The organism is Neobacillus sp. SAB-20_R2A (assembly GCF_049568635.1).
Taxonomy (GTDB): domain Bacteria; phylum Bacillota; class Bacilli; order Bacillales; family Cytobacillaceae; genus Neobacillus; species Neobacillus citreus.
Window position 1 is genome coordinate 4,952,447 of the sequence record NZ_CP145895.1, and the last position, 16,718, is coordinate 4,969,164.

The 16,718-nt window shown below is 42.4% G+C and carries 17 protein-coding genes; 9 read left to right on the forward strand and 8 right to left on the reverse strand.

The features are described 5' to 3' along the window. Positions 1 to 94 precede the first annotated feature (94 nt). Positions 95 to 1,087 (forward strand): ABC transporter substrate-binding protein, encoded by a 993-nt coding sequence (locus tag V5M37_RS24445; RefSeq protein ID WP_423799499.1) that lies wholly within the window; start codon positions 95 to 97, stop codon positions 1,085 to 1,087. 263 nt (positions 1,088 to 1,350) lie between these two features. Here the strand turns inward: V5M37_RS24445 and rodA are convergent, their stop codons facing one another. Next, a complete protein-coding gene (gene rodA, locus V5M37_RS24450) occupies positions 1,351 to 2,520 on the reverse strand; it encodes a rod shape-determining protein RodA (RefSeq protein ID WP_423799500.1) in 1,170 nt (389 codons plus the stop codon). A 103-nt stretch (positions 2,521 to 2,623) separates the two neighbouring features. Then, the gene (locus V5M37_RS24455; RefSeq protein WP_423799501.1) at positions 2,624 to 3,382 is read right to left on the reverse strand and encodes a DUF4931 domain-containing protein; all 759 of its coding nucleotides are present in this window, start codon (positions 3,380 to 3,382) and stop codon (positions 2,624 to 2,626) included. A gap of 197 nt (positions 3,383 to 3,579) precedes the next feature. On the opposite strand from V5M37_RS24455, the gene V5M37_RS24460 reads away from it, so the two are divergent. Then, positions 3,580 to 4,362 (forward strand): undecaprenyl-diphosphate phosphatase, encoded by a 783-nt coding sequence (locus V5M37_RS24460; RefSeq protein WP_423799502.1) that lies wholly within the window; start codon positions 3,580 to 3,582, stop codon positions 4,360 to 4,362. A gap of 37 nt (positions 4,363 to 4,399) precedes the next feature. Here the strand turns inward: V5M37_RS24460 and V5M37_RS24465 are convergent, their stop codons facing one another. Then, complete coding sequence (locus V5M37_RS24465; protein WP_423799503.1) at positions 4,400 to 5,062, reverse strand: FMN-dependent NADH-azoreductase; 663 nt, start codon at positions 5,060 to 5,062, stop codon at positions 4,400 to 4,402. A gap of 303 nt (positions 5,063 to 5,365) precedes the next feature. Here V5M37_RS24465 and V5M37_RS24470 point away from each other — a divergent pair, with 303 nt between their 5' ends. The 5 genes from V5M37_RS24470 to V5M37_RS24490 all read left to right on the forward strand — a co-directional run bounded on the left by V5M37_RS24470 (position 5,366) and on the right by V5M37_RS24490 (position 9,762). Next, positions 5,366 to 6,310, forward strand: a complete 945-nt coding sequence (locus V5M37_RS24470; RefSeq protein ID WP_423799504.1) for a substrate-binding domain-containing protein — start codon at positions 5,366 to 5,368, stop codon at positions 6,308 to 6,310. Beyond that, a complete protein-coding gene (locus V5M37_RS24475) occupies positions 6,307 to 7,176 on the forward strand; it encodes a substrate-binding domain-containing protein (protein WP_423799505.1) in 870 nt (289 codons plus the stop codon). The genes V5M37_RS24470 and V5M37_RS24475 overlap by 4 nt, the downstream gene beginning before the upstream one ends. Before the next feature lie 63 nt (positions 7,177 to 7,239). Then, complete coding sequence (locus V5M37_RS24480; RefSeq protein WP_423799506.1) at positions 7,240 to 7,938, forward strand: ABC transporter permease; 699 nt, start codon at positions 7,240 to 7,242, stop codon at positions 7,936 to 7,938. Beyond that, positions 7,935 to 8,678 (forward strand): ABC transporter ATP-binding protein, encoded by a 744-nt coding sequence (locus V5M37_RS24485; protein ID WP_423799507.1) that lies wholly within the window; start codon positions 7,935 to 7,937, stop codon positions 8,676 to 8,678. Before V5M37_RS24480 ends, V5M37_RS24485 begins: the two co-directional genes overlap by 4 nt. Positions 8,679 to 9,003: 325 nt before the next feature. Further along, positions 9,004 to 9,762: a (S)-benzoin forming benzil reductase gene (locus tag V5M37_RS24490; RefSeq protein ID WP_423799508.1), complete on the forward strand. Its 759-nt coding sequence runs from the start codon at positions 9,004 to 9,006 to the stop codon at positions 9,760 to 9,762. A 30-nt stretch (positions 9,763 to 9,792) separates the two neighbouring features. Here V5M37_RS24490 and V5M37_RS24495 read toward each other — a convergent pair whose 3' ends face one another. From V5M37_RS24495 to V5M37_RS24515, 5 genes are all read right to left on the reverse strand, one after another. After that, positions 9,793 to 11,166, reverse strand: a complete 1,374-nt coding sequence (locus V5M37_RS24495; RefSeq protein ID WP_423799509.1) for an ATP-binding protein — start codon at positions 11,164 to 11,166, stop codon at positions 9,793 to 9,795. Continuing rightward, positions 11,144 to 11,854, reverse strand: coding sequence for a response regulator transcription factor (locus V5M37_RS24500; protein WP_423799510.1), 711 nt, complete (start codon positions 11,852 to 11,854; stop codon positions 11,144 to 11,146). The genes V5M37_RS24495 and V5M37_RS24500 overlap by 23 nt, the downstream gene beginning before the upstream one ends. A 67-nt stretch (positions 11,855 to 11,921) precedes the next feature. Further along, positions 11,922 to 12,047 (reverse strand): hypothetical protein, encoded by a 126-nt coding sequence (locus tag V5M37_RS24505; protein ID WP_423799511.1) that lies wholly within the window; start codon positions 12,045 to 12,047, stop codon positions 11,922 to 11,924. 72 nt (positions 12,048 to 12,119) lie between these two features. Then, a complete protein-coding gene (locus tag V5M37_RS24510) occupies positions 12,120 to 14,102 on the reverse strand; it encodes a galactosyltransferase-related protein (protein WP_423799512.1) in 1,983 nt (660 codons plus the stop codon). A gap of 39 nt (positions 14,103 to 14,141) precedes the next feature. After that, positions 14,142 to 14,942 carry a UTP--glucose-1-phosphate uridylyltransferase gene (locus V5M37_RS24515; protein WP_423799513.1) on the reverse strand — a complete coding sequence of 267 codons (801 nt, stop codon included), beginning with the start codon at positions 14,940 to 14,942 and terminating at the stop codon, positions 14,142 to 14,144. Between the two features lie 284 nt (positions 14,943 to 15,226). On the opposite strand from V5M37_RS24515, the gene V5M37_RS24520 reads away from it, so the two are divergent. Further along, the gene (locus V5M37_RS24520; RefSeq protein ID WP_213144294.1) at positions 15,227 to 15,676 is read left to right on the forward strand and encodes an AAA family ATPase; all 450 of its coding nucleotides are present in this window, start codon (positions 15,227 to 15,229) and stop codon (positions 15,674 to 15,676) included. A gap of 11 nt (positions 15,677 to 15,687) precedes the next feature. Then, positions 15,688 to 16,617, forward strand: a complete 930-nt coding sequence (locus V5M37_RS24525; RefSeq protein ID WP_423799514.1) for an ROK family protein — start codon at positions 15,688 to 15,690, stop codon at positions 16,615 to 16,617. Positions 16,618 to 16,718 lie beyond the last annotated feature (101 nt).

Below are 16,718 nucleotides of genomic sequence, written 5' to 3' on the forward strand. Positions count from 1 at the left end.
AAACTGTTGACAGCTGTACGGCAGGCACATTATGATTAAGTTATAAATGAAAATGATTATCATTCACAATTAGACAAGGAGGATACATACCTAGATGAAAGCATTAAAATCATTTCTAACCCTCTTTTCCGTCATGGCTGTTTTCTTATTGGCGGCTTGCGGCGGCGGGAATACAGAAAAATCAACAGAGAAGAAGGAAAATGGAACTACAACCGAAAAATCGTATACAGTTGAACATGCGATGGGCTCTGCCACAATTAAGGGCACACCTAAACGCGTGGTGGTTTTGACAAACGAAGGAACTGAAGCATTATTAGCTTTAGGCATTAAACCAGTCGGCGCTGTTCAATCCTGGCTGGGCGACCCATGGTATGATCATATTAAAAAAGACATGAATGGCGTAGAAGTTGTCGGAACTGAGAGCGAAGTTAATGTGGAAAAAATCGTTGCACTGAAGCCGGACTTAATTATCGGTACCAAGATGCGTCAGGAAGCAGTATACAATCAGCTTAGTGCGATTGCCCCAACCGTTTTTTCTGAAACGCTGCGGGGAGATTGGAAGGAAAACTTTAAATTATATGCAAAAGCTGTCAATCAAGGAGAAAAAGGCAACAAGGTGTTAAGTGATTTCGATAATAAAGTTGCATCATTAAAGGAAAAACTCGGTGACAAAGTAAATCAGGAGGTTTCAGTCGTCCGCTTTATGGCTGGAAAATCCCGAATCTATTATACAGATTCCTTCTCTGGTGTGATTTTTAAAGAGTTAGGGTTTAAGCGTGCTGCCCAGCAGGCTGAGCTATTTACACCTTCTAATAAACTTGGAAATCTGGCAGTTGAGGTTGGCAAAGAAGTCATCCCGAAAATGGACGCGGACGTTCTTTTCTACTTCACTTATGCTCCTAACGGCGACCAGACTGCTTTAAATACAGCTAAGGAATGGACAACGGACCCGCTTTGGAAAAACTTAAATGTTGTTAAAAACGGCAATGCCCATGAGGTCAGCGATGCTGTTTGGAACACTGCCGGCGGGGTTATTGCGGCAAACCTGATGCTAGATGATCTTGAAAAAATCATGCTTAAGAAATAGTTTTTAAAAAAACTTCCCATATACAATTCACATTGAAAGAGCAGGGCTTGCCATGGCCCTGCTCTTTCTACTTTGGGGACATATTTGGAGGGTTTATCCGCCGAATTGGGGCTGATATCCGCCGAAACGTAGAAGTTATCCGCCAAACCTGACCGGATATCCGCCAAGTTCAAGGAGATATCCGCCGATTACCAAATGTTATCCGTCAACCCCCATATCGACAGAAAAAAAGAGCGAAACAAAGTCGCTCTTTTTCAAACCAATTATGCCGTTGTCGAAAACATATACTTTTTATAATGATACCTAATGGAAAAAATCAATCCCAGCCCCAGCATATTCCCCATCAACGCGCTTCCCCCGTAGCTGATGAACGGGAGCGGAATACCGGTGATTGGCAGGACGCCGATGGTCATGCCGATGTTTTGGAAGACGTGGAAGGTAATCATGCTGATGACGCCAACACAAATGTAGGTATAAAAATGATTCTTTGTTTCCATTCCGACCTTTGTAATATGGTAAATTAGCAAAAAGAATAAACTAATCAGCACGCTTGCGCCAATAAAGCCGAATTCCTCGCCGACAACACTGAAAATAAAGTCCGTATGGCTTTCCGGCAAATATACTTCCCTGTGGCCATAGCCTTTCCCTCCAGTTTGCCCAGAGCCAATCGCCATTAACGATTTGGTTAGCTGATAACCGGCCGAGCTTTGGAAATTATAAGGGTCGAGCCATGAATAAATCCGGCCGAACTGATACTGTTTGACACCTAGATATTTTTCCAGCAAATCAGGCTTCCATAAAACAAAATAGAGAATGGTTGATGCAAGCACAATTCCGGCTGAGAACATGGGCACAAGCAGTTTCCATGAAATGCCCGAGATAAAGATCATCCCTACTAAAATGGCCAAAAATACGAGCGAGGTTCCTAAGTCAGGCTGCTGCATCACCAAGAGCAACGGCACCATTGTCACAAGACCAAGCTTCACCAGCAGCCAAAAGTCAGTCTGCATCGTTTTAACTTGATTTTTTTGATGATGGTCATCAATCACCCGCGCCAGTGCCAAAATGATAAAAATCTTTACAAACTCAGAAGGCTGCAAAGATCCCATGCCAGGAACCTTATACCAGCTTTTCGCCCCGTTGATTAAAGGAGCAATGCTGGTTGGGGCGACAATTAAAAAGCCGAGTAGAAAGATCCCGAATCCGTATGCATACCAGGTTAATTTGCGGAGCTGATCGGAATCCAGCGTCATCACCGCCGCGACAATCCCGCCGCCAACCGCATACCAGACAATTTGCTTCAGCAGAAAGTTTTCCTTATATTGACCGCTCGCCTGCGCACTATATATCGACACACAGCTAGCCAAAAACAATAATAAAACTATCAAAACAAGACTGTAATCAATCTTGGAGGTTGTGTTCTTTGAAGTCACGAAGAAGTCCCACCTTAAAAAAAGAACTTGTACATTCCTCCATTATATTTTTAATGAACACAAATCACAACTTTCAAACTGTGTTTGGGTGAATTTACATAATCTAAAAATAAATCCGCTTTAGTTCGTCCGCCATCCAATTCAGATTATTTGGCACCTGCGGAAGACCGTAGCCAATATAGAGCGGCGTCGTTACAAACCTAGGTACAACCTTGGCGTAAATTTTCCCATCAAGATGATGGAAGAAAATATTATAGCTCGTCGCCCTAAAGGGAAAATGATGAAGAATATAATGAGCGGCCATTTGCATATATTCCGAAAAGCGCTCCTGATAGCCGAACTCCGGCATTTCCACATTAAACTCGTAAAAACCAACACGCGGCTTAGTAGAAAGCGTAAAGCGGACCCCATTTTCTTCAGCAATCAGAATGCCATCAAACATTTCAGGCTCGACTTTTTCTTTATAGTCAAGATCATTCAGTCCAATAATTTGCATATGCGGATGGGCCAGGGTGCCTCCAGATAACGGGCCATGATTTTTGAAAAAAATAACGGACTTAAAGCCTCCGTTTTCTTCCATCTCCAGCCAATGCTTCAATCCAAACCTAATCAATCTATGTAAATGCTCTTTTGAATAGGTGGATAGTTCCGCATGACAATCGTCCGTTTCAATTAACACGGTTTGATAGGCATTTTCCAATACGGGATATTTATTTTTCAAGAGAATAATCGGACCATCGACCTCAATCAGGTCGGTAAGCTCTTCTCTGGCGCAAAATGGACAGGCCTGCTCTTTATTACGGTAATTTTCCGGCTTTTTGACCCCAATGGAAGTATTAAAATAAAGATGTTTATTTTCCAACCCGATTCTCCTCTCGAGGATTACTATACTTTTATTTTATGGGTAAATACAGCACCTTTGCACCTATTTTGTCTTTTAGGAGATAATTTGTTTTTCATAACTGTAAAAACACAGATGATTTTCATGAATAAGTAAAAATACGCATATGAATGGAATGTACAGGCTTTGCCAAAAAAATATGAACTGAGAGGGAATATATGTTAACCAAACTTGAAGCACTTATCCTCGGGATTATTCAAGGGCTGACGGAATTTCTGCCGATTTCCAGTACCGGTCATCTTTATTTAGGAAGAAATTTGTTCGGGCTGCAGGAAGCGGGCCTATTGCTCGATACAATGTTGCATGTGGGAACATTACTGGCTGTGTTTGTCTTTTATAAGGATGAATTTATTAAAATCATCAAGAAACCGTTCAGTAAATTAACGTTTTTGCTTATTGTCGGAACAATTCCAGCGGTAATCTTCGGACTGGCCTTTAAAGATTATATTGATGAAATTTCTAAAACTGGAGTAACGATTGGCTGGGAGTTTTTAATTACAGGTTTATTCCTGTGGCTGGCCGATTCAGCGAAAAACGGCCATAAGAGAATGGACGACATCAGCTATAAGGATGCCTTTATCATCGGCACATTTCAGGCGGTTGCGATTATGCCGGCAATTTCGCGTTCGGGAATGACGATTGTGGCGGCGCTTTGGCGTAAGCTGGACCGGGAAACGGCGGCCTATTTTTCCTTCCTGTTATCAACACCGGCGATTGCCGGAGCGATTGTTCTGCAAACAAAGGATTTGTTTGGCGGCAGTGCGGAGGAAATTTCACTGTCTGCCTTACTCGTCGGAATTGTCTCTTCTGCGTTCTTCGGTTATATAGCGGTCAGATGGATGATCGGGTATTTGAAAAAGCATTCCTTGAAGCCGTTTGCGGTGTACGTTTGGGTGCTGGGATTAATTGTGCTGTTCTTTCAGTTTACGGGGAAATTCTAAAAAACACGGCTCGCAATCCGGTGCGAGCCGTGTTTTTTTATATTGTAACAACTGCTTTCGCCATTTCTCTGGCCGCATCAGCCGCTTTTTCTTTTGCCGCTGCCATGATTTCCGGGATTTGTTTTGGATAATGGTCCAGCCCTTCAGCATAGACGGTGTCCATTAATTCAAAGCCGAGGAATTCAAGGGCCTTTCTTAAATAGCGGTCACCCATTTCAAATTCGACCAATGGGCCGGTTGAATAAATGCCTCCGCGGGTTTGAATATGAAGCGCCTTCCTTCCTGTCAGCAATCCTTTCGGGCCGTTTTCCGTGTTCGTAAAGGTTTTTCCGTGAAGAAACATACAATCCATAAACGATTTTAAAATCGGCGGTGCGCCGAGATTCCAAATTGGCGTCACGAACACATAGTAATCGGCCGCGATAAATCGCTCGGCTAGCGCATGCATTTTTTCAAGCTTCGTCCGCTCGCCTTCAGACAACTGGTCCTTCGTATACCCCATAAACGAAAGCTTTGCCCGGCCATATAATAAATCCATGTCTATTTCAGGGATATCCATGCTGTAAAGGTGCATATGCTCAATTTCAACATCTGGCTGTATTTTCTTGAATTCCTCGAGAAACACTTCCCCGATCTGTGCCCCTTTTGAAAGCTTTGAATCTACTTTCGGATTGGCGGTTATATATAAAAGCTTGGACATTCAAATCCCTTCCCTTTTTGAAAAAATTAATCTCCTTCTATTAATAGTACAACAAACTTCATATGCTCACTATTGAACAATAGGTGAAGTTTGTGAACGTATTATGAATTCTGATTATAACCATGAACGATTCGTGACATTTCTAAACAAAACTTAATAAAACCTTACAAAACTTAACAAAAGTCACATTCAATATGATATGATTTTTTTAAAATATTAGAAAACTAGCCGATTGGCGAACCCCAAAGGACGGTTCATGAGGCGTAGTTGCACTTATGCGTTAAGGAAAAAGGAGGGATTGTTATGGAGGAAAAGGCCTATACTCCCGATGAGGTCGCGCAGATTTTTCAAATTTCCAAGCACACCGTTTACGAGCTTATCAAACGCGGAGAGCTTCAGGCCTTCAAGATCGGTAATAAAATGAGAATCGAACATGCGGAACTGGAAAGATATAAAGAAAACATGAAAGCACCAGCAAAGAAACCGGCTGCAGAACAGGCTTCACCCGTTTACCATCATACAGCACCAATACGTTTGTCCGGTAGCCACGACTTTCTGGTTGAGCATATTTCCAAACAGGTAGCGAGTGCCCTAAACCTGCAAATCCAGCCTTCCTATATCGGAAGTTTGGAAGGGTTGATGCTCTTGTATCGTGGGCAATCTGATATTGCCGCCATCCATCTATTAGACCCGACATCACAAGAATATAATCTGCCATTTATCCATCAATTATTTATTTATGAATCTTTTTTGGTGATGAGATTGGCCGCCCGTGAGCAGGGCTTCATTGTCGCCAAAGGGAATCCAAAAGGGATACAGGATTTCCACGACCTGACCAGAAAAGACGTGCATTTTATTAACAGGCAAAAAGGGGCAGGAACGCGCTTTTTACTAGATTCTAAACTATCAAGCTATGGAATCGATCCTAGTAAAATTTTTGGCTATGGGAACGAAGAATGGAACCACCTATCTGCCGCCTCCTACATAAGCCGTGGAATTGTCGATGTCGCGTTTGGCATTCAGTCCGCTGCCATTCAGTTAGGGCTTGATTTTATACCGGTTGCAAAGGAAAATTTCGACCTTGTTTTTCGCTTCACAGAAGAGAACAAACAAAGCCTTGCGGAACTCATTCGCTTCCTGCAATCAGCCAGTTTCAAAAACAACTTAACCAATCTCGAAGGTTATGATGTTTCAGATTTAGGAACAATCATCTATCAAACTACTACATCGGAGGAACTAATTTTATGAGAAAAAATCGTTTATTGATTACTCTATTTGCTTTTATGCTACTAATTTTATCAGCGTGCGGCAATTCGGATACGAAAACAAATGCTGCTCCTAAAGAAAAGAAAGCAGCAGAAAAGCCAGCTCCAACGGAAATGATTTTAGCAACCACTACCAGCACACAGGACAGCGGCCTGCTGGATGTTATCATTCCAATGTTTGAAAAAGAAAATAACGTAAAAGTGAAAACAATTGCCGTTGGTACTGGACAAGCCCTTGAAATGGGAACAAAAGGTGAAGCAGATGCCCTGTTAGTTCACGCCCCTGCAGCTGAAAAAGCGGTAGTTGACGCTGGCGATGCCATCAACTACAAACGCGTTATGTACAATGATTTTGTTTTAGTAGGGCCGAAAGAAAACCCAGCCGGTGTAAGCGGCCAGGATATTAAAGCAGCTTTCAAAAAGATTGCTGATACGAAAGGTGTTTTCATTTCACGCGGTGACGACTCTGGTACACACAAAAAAGAACTAAGCATCTGGCAGGCCGACACCATCAAGCCAGAAGGTGAATGGTACGTGTCCACTGGCCAAGGAATGGGACAAACCCTTCAGGTTGCTGCTGAGAAAAAAGGCTATGTATTAACAGACCGTGCCACATGGTTAGCTCAAGAGAAAAACTTAGACACGTTGAAAATCGTTGTTGAAGGCGGCCAAGATTTAATGAACATTTACCATGTTATGCAAGTTAACCCTGAAAAACATAATATGGTTAACAGCAAGGACGGAGAAAAGTTTGTTAAATTCATGGTAGATAAGAAGACTCAAGAAGTCATTGAAAACTTTGGTAAGAAAGAATACGGACAATCTTTATTTATTAGCTATACAGAATAAAATCTTAACTTAGCTGAAGGCCGCCCTTTAATTAGACGGCCTTCCCGGCACCAGGAGGCACATATGGAACTGCTAATCGATGGACTGAAGAAAGCGATAGAGATGATATTTACCGGTAATCCCGAGGTTTTTGCGATTACATGGCTGACTCTAAAAGTTTGTCTGATTGCCATTCTGATTAGCACCCTGATTGGCTTGCCTCTTGGGATCCTGCTTGGGTTGTCACGATTCCGCGGCCGCCGGGTTTTATTATTATTTATCAATATGGGAATGGGCCTCCCCCCTGTTGTCGCCGGTCTTTGGATTACGATGTTTTTATGGCGCTCCGGTCCGCTGGGTGAGATGAGGATGTTGTATACGCCGACCGCCATTGTAATGGCCCAGGTACTAGTCTCGTTACCGATCGTGACAAGCCTGACAAGTTCGGCTTTCCAGCAAATCAACGAAAAAATGCTGTTACAGATCAAGGCCCTTGGCGCTACTAGGCTGCAGACATTAATGATTCTCGTCAAGCAGTCAAAAATTGCGATCGTGGCTGCAATTATGGCGGGCTTTGGCCGAGTCATTGCCGAAGTAGGCGCCGCGATGATGGTCGGCGGGAATATCCAGGGAGATACCCGCATCCTAACGACCACCATCGTGATGGAGGTTTCAAAAGGCAACTTTGATATCGCATTGGCTTTGTCGTTTATCCTGTTATCCCTTGCCCTGTTGATTACAGCGGCGTTAACTTTTCTGCAGCAAAGGAGGCGTTTCTCGTGACACCGTTAATTGAATTGAAAAATATCACTTATGATGCGGGGAACCGGAGGATCCTTAACATTCCTGAATTTCAAATTGAAAGAGGCGAATTTCTGGGGATTATGGGCCCGAACGGTGCGGGGAAAAGCACTTTGCTGAAGCTGATTGCTTTTTTAGAGAAGCCTTCGGGTGGTGAAATTCTTTACCGCGGTGAGACAATTCCCTCTAGCAGCGCTCCTCTTGAGTTGCGGCGGAAATTTTCGATTGCCCTGCAGCAGTCATTACTATTAGATGGTACTGTTTTTTATAATATTGCCATTGGTTTAACGTTAAGAAAGGTTCCCAAAAGTGTCATTAAGGAAAAAGTTACGCATTGGCTGGAGTTGTTTGGGATTAGCCATTTGGCCAAAAAAAATGCCCTTTATTTATCTGGCGGCGAAGCACAAAGAGTGAATTTGGCGCGAGCGATGATTGTCGAGCCGGAAATCCTGTTTCTTGATGAGCCATTTTCTGCATTAGATTTTCCCACGAAAATCAAGCTCATGGAGGATTTCAAGGAGATTATTTCCACAACCGGGACAACTGCTGTGTTTGTGAGTCACGATTTGATGGAAATTCATTATCTGACAAACCGGCTGGCAATTATCGTTGGCGGCGAAGTGAAGCAATCCGGACCTACCCCTCGGGTCCTTGAACATCCCAATTCTTCCACTCAGTCCTTCTTAAACGAGTGGAAAAAGTTCTATCCGATTGCACGTTAAGTTTTTTTGCAGCTTCTCTTTATGGGGGGCTGCGTTTTTTTATTTGTCTTGCTTAACTGATGGGGGTGGGAAATTGTGATTCGCTAATAGGGGGCCTGAATTCGCTAATAGAACTCTTCAATTCGCTAATAGACATTCTTAATTCGCCGATAACCCCCTTCAATTCGCCGATAGAATGCTTAGATTCGCCGATAAACCGGTTCAATTCGCCGATTGACCCCTTAGATCCGCTGATAAAACTTATTTTTCCCGAAACCTCTTTCTTGAATTAAAGCTTTTACAAACATAAAATAATGAAAGAATGAAAAATAAGGGGGATTTTTCCATGAAATATGCGATTGTTACCGGTGCTTCGAAAGGATTGGGCGAGGCCATTACGAAGCGCCTTTTCCAAGAACAAATGGCCGTGATTTCAGTGTCCCGAACTGAAAATGAGGATTTAAAAAAACTTGCTGCTGAAAAAGGCGTAATTTATAGACATTTTTCCTGTAACCTTGCCTTGGATAAAGAAGTTCAGGAAGTTTTTATGGAAGTTGCCCATTTTATCTTTAAAGGTGAGCCTGAAGAAATTCTTCTTTTCAACAACGCTGGTGTGATTGAGCCGATCCATACGGTTGGCAGCCTGGACCAAACGCCGACTATTCGAAACATTAAGGTGAATTTAATTGCGCCAATCTTGATTACCAATCTATTTTTAAATAAAGCCCTGCATACAAACACTACCATTCAGGTCATCAATGTGACTTCGGGGGCTGCTGTCCACCCTATTGAAGGCTGGAGCGTATATTGCAGCTCCAAAGCCGGGTTAAATATGTTTACGCAAACAGTGGCTCTCGAGCAAAGGGAACTGGGAACCAATCATAAAATTTTTGCCTTCAGCCCCGGGGTTATGGATACACAGATGCAAGAAACAATTCGCTCTTCATCCCAAGATGCCTTTAAAGACCTCGAAAAATTCATTGGGTTCAAGGAAAAAAATATCTTATTAAAAGCGGATGTAGTGGCCGGAGCATTAGTAGACCTTGTCTTAAGTGGAACTGTTGAAAGCGGGAAGGTTTACCATATTAACGATTTACTTACATAAAGAAAGGGCCGATGCGGCCCTTTCTTTACACTAATCTTCCCGCGGAAACCACAACGTCATAGTTGTTCCTTTTCCAATCCTGCTTTTCACCTTGATCATCCCTTTATGAGCGTCCATTAAGGCTTTCACAACGGAAAGTCCGATACCTGCTCCACCTGTTTTTCGGTCCCGGGATTTATCGCCGCGGTAGAAACGTTCGAAAATGTGCGGGATGTCTTCCTCCACCATGCCGGAACCTTCATCCTGTATCCTAAAGCCGACGTAGCCATCGCGGTCCGTTGCCACCGAAATGGTCACATTTTTTCCTTCCGGCGTGTACTTCAAAGCATTGTTAAGAACATTAGAGAGAATTTGCATGAGGCGATCCTTGTCTGCTTCAAAAATCTCCTCCTGCTCAGGCTCTTCAATATGCAACTGAACTCCTTTTTCCTTAAAAATCGGCATAAACATTTCCCATAATGCCGCCAATACACTGCCGGCATCGAGCTCTATTTTTTCGAGCTTCATTTGCGGGTTTTCTGCGGCGAGCAATTTTTCCAATTCATTGACTAGCCTAACCAACCGCATCAGCTCCTCGTGACTGGCCTGCAGGCGCTGTGGTGTCGGCTCCCAAACTCCATCTTGAAAAGCCTCAATCTGACTTCTTAATGTAGCAAGCGGGGTTCGGAGCTCATGGGCTAAGTCCCCCGTAAACTGTTTCCGCAGCATTTCCTCCTTTGCCAGCGATTGCGCCAGATTATTAAAGGAAATGGCCAGCTGCTTGATCTCGGTTGGCAGCCCCTTTAATGGGATGCGGATATTGAGGTTGTGCTGCTGCAACTCATCGGCCGCAAACGAGAGCTTTTTCAAACCAGAGGTTAATTTTTTTGAAAAAAGCATACTGAAGACAATCGCCAGCACAACGGTTAAGCATACGGCGGCATATATGTATAACTGGATAGTTTGGATAAATGTATTCTCGTCATCAATTAAGCCCTCCGGATAAATGGCGACGAGTTTACCAATAATGGCGTTGTCGACCTTGAGTGTATAATTTTTCGAATGCCATTCCTCACCGCTTGGCTCCGGTTCGGTCAGGCCGAGACTGTTTAGCATGCTGCGGATATTGGAGGAGTCCATCTGGATTTGTCCGTAGCGGTCATACAGCTGAAAATAAAGCTGCTCGCCCATCGCATATTCGTGCAGCATCGCAAACACCGGGTCCCTTGTAAAATGGCCATTTTGCCGAAAATCCTTTTCAATTTCGGTGATCACCCTATCAATCTTTTTTTCCCGATTCCGGTCCAAGTAACTATTAAAACTCTCTTCAAAACCGTACTGTATAAAAAAGCTGACGATCAATATACCGATCATCGAAATCAAAAGCAGGTAAAAGAGAATTTTAGACCGGAGCGTTTGCAGCATCGGGGACCCCTCCAAATTTGTAGCCCATACCAAAAACAGTCATGATGAATTCTGGCTGCCGTGAGTCGGTCTCGATTTTTTTGCGCAGGTTTTTGATATGGGTATCAACGCTGCGCTCATATCCTTCATAATAGATGCCTTCATCCTGAATTTTTTCAAGCAAATCCATACGGCTGTACACCCGGCCGGGATTGCCCGCCATGTTGGTTAACAGCTTGTATTCAATGGGGGTAAGCGTAATATATTGTCCGTTAACGGTTACTTCTTTTTTCTCTAAATTTATCGCCAGTTTCCTTCTGTTAAATTCAAGGCGGTCTACCTTTTCGGTCTTTTTGACGCGCCTTAATATAGCCTGAACGCGGACAACGACCTCGCGCGGGCTGAAAGGTTTCGTTAAATAATCGTCAGCGCCCATGACGATGCCGTTAATTCGGTCGTCTTCTGCTGACTTGGCCGTCAGCATCAGAATCGGCACATCGGATTCCTTGCGGACAAGCCGGCAAACCTCTTCACCTGATATGTCGGGAAGCATCAGGTCTAATATGATTAAATCAGGCTGAAGGGTTTTCGCCTTTTTCAAAGCATCTATTCCATTATCTGCGCTATGAATTTCATAGCCTTCTCTTTCTAGGTAAGCTTCGAGAACTTCTATGATTCTACGTTCATCGTCGACTAATAATATTTTCATTATTATCACTCCCCATATCATTAATATATCATCTTGGGTCTGTGATTTTTGTAACTTCACAAAATCATCATAAGTTCTTCATAACATCTTCAATCTTTCCCGGTAAAATAAGGACATCTAAGAAGAAGGGATTCTCGACGGACCCCCAAGTTATCGAAGCAATCCCCTCTTCGGAATGGTAGTTGGTCTTCATGGCCTCTTACTCATCCCAAAATACCTCTCTTAAAATATAAAAAGGTGTCCCGATGTCGGGGCACCAATTTTTTTATTTGGGAAAGATGTCTTTCCATATACTTTTATCAAACTCCCAATAATAAAATTGATTGTTGGATTTATACACGATGACACAGCCGTTATTCTGAAGCTGTGTTCCCATGATCAGCTCATCGATATTCTCCTGCCGGGAAACAGACCGTCCATACCAAGGATAGCCGGATGCTTCATTGTCCCTGAGCCAAAATCCAAGCCTGCCATTTTTTAATTTACAGACTACTACAAATTGACCTGCATTATTTTGAAAAAATATCGGGGTTCCGACAACGTTAGTAGCAAATGTCTCACTTTTTTTCCATTCCCCATCCGGGTCCTGCCAATAGTGGGTCAAGGATGAACCTGACCTCACAATAAGCTCGTTGTTTCCGAATTTACTTTTGATTGGAATCGTAATCGAATAATTATTGGGGTTACTATTGTGCCATGGATACTCCTTGCGTTTATATTGTTTAGTATGAGTGTCACTGTTCATATGAAGGATTAGTTTTCGGACAGGGTCATCATGATCTCTTATTACCGGGTGGCATAGCCCGCCCGTTTCGTTATTGTTCAGGCAAGATATCATTTCGTCCAGTGTAAAGTATGGACGATAGCGGATCATTGTTGAGGCCGTATCATTTGGATATTTTTTCATTCTGAAGCCAAGCTCCTTTGCCATGTTAACAAACAGGACCTCATCTGTGCCGAAGGAAATCGTTTTGTTTAGAGCATTTTTTAGCTTTTCCAGGCGTTCCTGTTTCAGTAAAGCTTGAACGAGCGGCCTTGAAATCACTTGGCCCACATTAAACACGCCATAGAAAGGGTTGACATTAAATAATTTTTTCCAACGATTAATGTCTTTCTTTAGTTCCTTTCCAATATACCAGCCGCTTTTTGGAATTCTCAGCTTGACGGCCATATAATCCGTATCTTTCATTTCTTCTTGAACAAATTCCTCATAGCCTTTTCTGATAAACAAAGCATCCGAATCAATATTAATAAAATAATCGTACTGTATCCCCTGTTTCTCGAGCCATTCCATTGTTTCCAAAAAATAAATGGTCGTCCATCCCCGCTTCAATTTATGGCTGGAAGGGCAGACAGGAACACCTAATCCCTCACATAGTTTCGGGTCCTCTCCCCCGTTGTATAAGACAATGGTACTGCTTGGGCAATAATAGCGAACATTATCAATTAGCTGCTTAACTAACTCTCTGTCTTCATGAACAAGGATGGCAAAACAGATTTTACTTTTAGGGGAAGCTGTTGATTCATTTACATTTTCTATTTTAATAGGATTATTCCTTTCCCGTCGTTCATTAATAATCTCGGCCATTTTCTTCTTGTTGCCACTTGCAAGTTGATAGCGTCCGAGAAGATTGGCATTCGCCTTTCCATTTGGGTTTGTTTGATAGCTTGAACTTGGGTGCCATAAATGATAGATTCTTCCTTTAACATTTACAATGTCCCCGCATAGGGTGCGGACAGAATGTGAAAAAGCATCATCCTCCCCTCCCCAGCCAATAAACCGTTCATCAAAACCACCGACTGCTTCAAAGTTTGCCCTCGGTATGACAAAGAGTTTGCCAGCAAAACCTTGATAAAGCCAATTTGCTTTTGTACAATCTCCGGAGTTTACATCCATAGGCCATTTTGGTTTTGTTTGAAGCAATTTTTTAGTGCCTTGCTTTTCAACATTATATATCTCAGTAAAAGGAACAACCCATGCTGCTTTTTTTAGTACTTTGATGGCTTCCTCAATAAGTGAGGGGTCATAAACGACATCCGCATCTGCTATGACAAAGATATCTTTTGTAGCCTTTTTAGCTGCTAAGTTGATGGCTTTCGCTTTATTAATGTCTCCACTGATGATTCCCAAACATAGTTCAGCTTCGGGCATGACCTTGGCATAGTACTTTTTGATCCATTCAAAAGCCCTCGCCCTTGGCCCATTGTCTGTTTGGAATGGTATAATGATTGATACATTTTCTAACAACGACAACGCTCTCCTTTTTCTCCCGTTTTTCTCCCTTTTTTATCTTTTGCTCATGATTTTCATTAGTTCAACGTATTCATCCAAAACCCCAATATCGTAGCGATCTCCGGAAATGATTTTTCCATAGATGGATTCTGTGCCAAGCAAGTTTTTAATAGCATCAGTCAGCTGAATTTCCCCATCGACCCCTGCTTTTATTCCCTCCAGACATTTAAATATCTCTGGAGTGAAAATATATCTCCCGATAACAGCCATATCAGAAGGTGGGTCTGTTTTAGGTTTCTCCACAATATTCTCGATTTCGATTGGATTTGTTTTACTTGAACATTGAATGACACCATAATTTTTTAATTGCTCTTGTTGAACTTGTTTTAATCCGATAACACTGCTATTTGTCTCCTTATAGAGATCAATTAATTGTTTAAGAGCAGGGGCTTCGCTGGAAATGACAAAATCATCCGGAAGAAGTACACCAAACGGTTCGTTTCCCACAAATTCTTTGCCCAGTCGAATCGCGTCCCCAAGACCTCTTGCATAGGACTGCCTTGTATAAAAAATTTCTACTTTTGGTAGTTCCAAATGTTTAAGCAAATATTCTTTGTTTTTGCTTCTTAACAAGGTCTCTAACTCCAATGAATGATCAAAATAGTCCATAATCGCATTTTTTGAATTTGAAGTGATGATTAGTACTTGTTCAATCCCCGATTGAACTGCTTCCTCGACGATATAATGAATAGCTGGTTTTAAACCCACAGGCAGCATTTCTTTCGGTATTACTTTTGTAATAGGAAGATTTCGCGTGCCGTACCCTGCAGCAGGAATGATTGCTTTCCTGACCATAACTTTTTCTCACCTTCTCCTGATTGTTAATAAACAACCGAACATTATTCTTCTAAGTGGACATTAGAAGTTTCTTTTATACTTATGTGAACTGATATGGGATGGAAACGGCTTGTATCACACCCAAGCTGAATATTTCGATTAATTCAACATAGTTTTTTGTACCTTTCAAATGTATGCTCATTCGCATTCAATAAAATAGAGAACTTGCTGCTTAAGTGAAGATGTGTCTGTTCCTGTCATTTCGAATACAGGCAGGAATTTTTTTTTGGAGGGGATGAACAGTGAAACTGGGAATTATGTGCGGGATGCCGCTTAGCGGAAAATCAACCTACGGTAAAACTCTTCAGAAGCAAGGTTGGGTGCGCGTATCTCTCGATGATCTTAGGCTTGCTTTACATGGCCAAGTTTATAAAGCAGAGGCAGAACCTCTCGTGTGGGAAAACGCTGAACTCATGGTCCGGACATTGCTGAAAAGCGGACATGATGTGCTCGTGGATACCACCAACAGAACGAGAGACAGACGAAAAAGATGGAGACGGGTGGCAAAGGAATTTGGCCTTACTTTGGAAATTTTCTATGTGGATACTGATTATGAAACTTGTAAAAAACGAAACAGAGTTTTAAAGCGGTTATCAGATAATGTTTTAAAACAAATATACAAGGAATTCGAGAAGCCTACTTCGGATGAGGGGACTATTAGTCAAATTTCTGGGCTTGATAATCGCAAATAGGAGGATAAAAGGTGAAAGAGTATACTAGTTTCGAAATGGATGGGACTGAAGCTAAAAAATATATCAGTTTTGATGTTGGCGGGACAAAAGTAAAGCATGGGCTATTGTTAGGAGATGGAACCATTCTTTCAAAGGACAGCTACGATACCAATTGCACGAACCTGGACCTATTTTTAAAAGAAATGGCAGAAACAATTCATATGTATACCCAAAATCATCAAGTGAGCGGTGTTGCGATTAGCTTACCGGGCTTTATCAATCCGCATACAGGTTACTCAGAAAGCGGGGGCGCGGTCACAGCGCTGGATCATCAAAACCTAAAAAAGCTATTAGAAAAAAGAATTTATCTGCCAGTTGAAGTTGAAAATGATGGAAATTGTGCGGCCTTAGCTGAAAAAGTGAGCGGCAACGCCAAAGATTGCAGCGACTTTATTTGTATGACCATTGGTACCGGAATTGGCGGCGGTATCTTTGTAAACGGGCGCCTTTTACATGGTCACAGCTTTAGGGGCGGCGAAATTGGCTTTATGATTACGAGAGCAGGAAATTATAACTTTGAGATATTGCATACGAATGCTTCTACGAATGCCTTAATTAAAGCCTATAAACACCTTAAGGGTATTAGTGAGCACGAACATATTGAAGGAGAAAGAGTTTTTCTGGAATCCAAGAAAAATAGTTCGGTACGAAAACTAGTTGATGAGTGGGTTCAACACATAAGTTATGGAATTTTCAATCTAGCCGCAACCTTAAACCCGCAAAAGATTTTAATTGGCGGTGGTGTCATCGCCCAACAAGGATTGATTAGTAAAATTAATCATAAACTTGACCAGCTCCCTTGGTGGAAACGGATTAAAATACCGGTTGAGCGCTGCAAGTATCAAAATGATGCAGGAATGATTGGCGCGATGTACAATTTTATTGAAAAACAGGGGAGGTAAGTTCTGAGTTAGCCGGTGTGTTTGGGTTGAATCCCGCTGCGACTCCTGGACTTCGCTATGCGGTGCACATTGAAAAAGGGGCGACCGAAGTTAAGCCGGTC

What these genes read in the sequence shown, in the direction of transcription:
- V5M37_RS24505 (WP_423799511.1), bottom strand. Translation starts at nt 12,047, where the DNA reads ATGAAGACCAACTACCATTCCGAAGAGGGGATTGCTTCGATAACTTGG.
- V5M37_RS24475 (WP_423799505.1), top strand. Translation starts at nt 6,307, where the DNA reads ATGAGAAAAAATCGTTTATTGATTACTCTATTTGCTTTTATGCTACTA.
- V5M37_RS24445 (WP_423799499.1), top strand. Translation starts at nt 95, where the DNA reads ATGAAAGCATTAAAATCATTTCTAACCCTCTTTTCCGTCATGGCTGTT.
- V5M37_RS24460 (WP_423799502.1), top strand. Translation starts at nt 3,580, where the DNA reads ATGTTAACCAAACTTGAAGCACTTATCCTCGGGATTATTCAAGGGCTG.
- V5M37_RS24490 (WP_423799508.1), top strand. Translation starts at nt 9,004, where the DNA reads ATGAAATATGCGATTGTTACCGGTGCTTCGAAAGGATTGGGCGAGGCC.
- V5M37_RS24465 (WP_423799503.1), bottom strand. Translation starts at nt 5,062, where the DNA reads ATGTCCAAGCTTTTATATATAACCGCCAATCCGAAAGTAGATTCAAAG.
- V5M37_RS24515 (WP_423799513.1), bottom strand. Translation starts at nt 14,942, where the DNA reads ATGGTCAGGAAAGCAATCATTCCTGCTGCAGGGTACGGCACGCGAAAT.
- V5M37_RS24480 (WP_423799506.1), top strand. Translation starts at nt 7,240, where the DNA reads ATGGAACTGCTAATCGATGGACTGAAGAAAGCGATAGAGATGATATTT.
- V5M37_RS24495 (WP_423799509.1), bottom strand. Translation starts at nt 11,166, where the DNA reads ATGCTGCAAACGCTCCGGTCTAAAATTCTCTTTTACCTGCTTTTGATT.
- V5M37_RS24500 (WP_423799510.1), bottom strand. Translation starts at nt 11,854, where the DNA reads ATGAAAATATTATTAGTCGACGATGAACGTAGAATCATAGAAGTTCTC.
- V5M37_RS24470 (WP_423799504.1), top strand. Translation starts at nt 5,366, where the DNA reads ATGGAGGAAAAGGCCTATACTCCCGATGAGGTCGCGCAGATTTTTCAA.